We start from the raw sequence: 1,169 nt of genomic DNA, 5'->3' as shown, positions 1-1,169 counted from the left end.
GGCCCGGGGCGGCCGGGGGTGGGGCGGGGCCGCTTGGGGTGGCTGGGCGCGGGGGCTGCTCAGCGCTTCTTGTCGGCCTTGGGCTTGGTTTCGGTCCTGGGCTTCTTGGCGGGGTCGGCCGGGTGCGGGGCCACCTTGCGGTCGCCCTTGGTGGCGATCCGCTCCTCGCACAGGCCGGCCAGCACCTCGTACGCCGCCCGGCCCATCAGCTCGGTGAGCTCGGGGCGGTAGCTGACGTACACGGGCTCCGCGCCCTGGTGGGCCGCCGGGGCGCCGGTGCACCACCAGTGCAGGTCGTGGCCGCCCGGGCCCCAGCCGCGGCGGTCGTACTCGCCGATCGAGACCTGCAGGTAGCGGGTGTCGTCCGGGCGGTCGATCCAGTCGTAGGTGCGGCGGATCGGCAGCTGCCAGCACACGTCCGGCTTGGTCTCCAGCGGCTCGCGGCCCTCCTTGAGGGCGAGCGCGTGCAGGGCGCAGCCGGCGCCGCCGGCGAAGTCGGGGCTGTTCACGAAGATGCAGGCGCCGTTGACCCGGCGGGTCTGGCGGTCGCCGTCCTCGTCCAGCATGGTGATGCCGCGGCCGGAGGCGCCCTTGCCGGAGCTGCCCTTGCCGGAGGTGGCGCCGTCGGACGTGCCGTCGCCGGAGACGATCCGGCCCTTGGCGTCGGTGCCCTCGGCGAAGTTCTCCCACAGCTCCGGCGTCAGCCGCGCCGCGTGCCCCAGGACGCGCTTCTCGTCGTCCTCGTCCGAGTAGTGCGCGCCCAGCGTGCAGCAGCCGTCCGACTCGCCCCGGCCCTCACGGATGCCGTGGCAGCCCTGGCCGAAGACGCAGGACCAGCGGGAGGTCAGCCAGGTGAGGTCGCAGCGGAAGACCTGCTCCTCGTCGGCGGGGTCGGCGAACTCGACCCAGGCGCGCGGGAAGTCGAGCGGGACCTCGTCGCGCGGGATCTCGCGGCGCAGGGTCGGCATCGCGAGGTCGACGGGGGCGGGGGAGGCCTCGGGCTTCGCCTTGGCCTTCTTCTTGGACGTTTCTGCTGGTGCCACCCGGCAAGGGTAGAGCTTTCTCGGCGGTAGTGACGGGGCCGTGGTGTGTGCGGTGTGGGGCCTGTCTCTTATACACATCTCCGAGCCCACGAGACAGGCAGAAATCTCGTATGCCGTCTTCTGCTT

The 1,169-nt window shown here is 72.7% G+C and carries 1 protein-coding gene; it reads right to left on the bottom strand.

The window, feature by feature from the left end:
* Window positions 1–59: 59 nt before the first annotated feature.
* Window positions 60–968, bottom strand: coding sequence for a DUF3109 family protein (locus OP86_RS32470; RefSeq protein ID WP_051831193.1), 909 nt, complete (start codon window positions 966–968; stop codon window positions 60–62).
* Window positions 969–1,169 lie beyond the last annotated feature (201 nt).

It is taken from the genome of Streptomyces novaecaesareae, assembly GCF_000716875.1.
Taxonomy (GTDB): domain Bacteria; phylum Actinomycetota; class Actinomycetes; order Streptomycetales; family Streptomycetaceae; genus Kitasatospora; species Kitasatospora novaecaesareae.
Note: the sequence above shows the minus strand (reverse complement) of the source record. Positions and strands in the feature narration are given on the sequence as shown.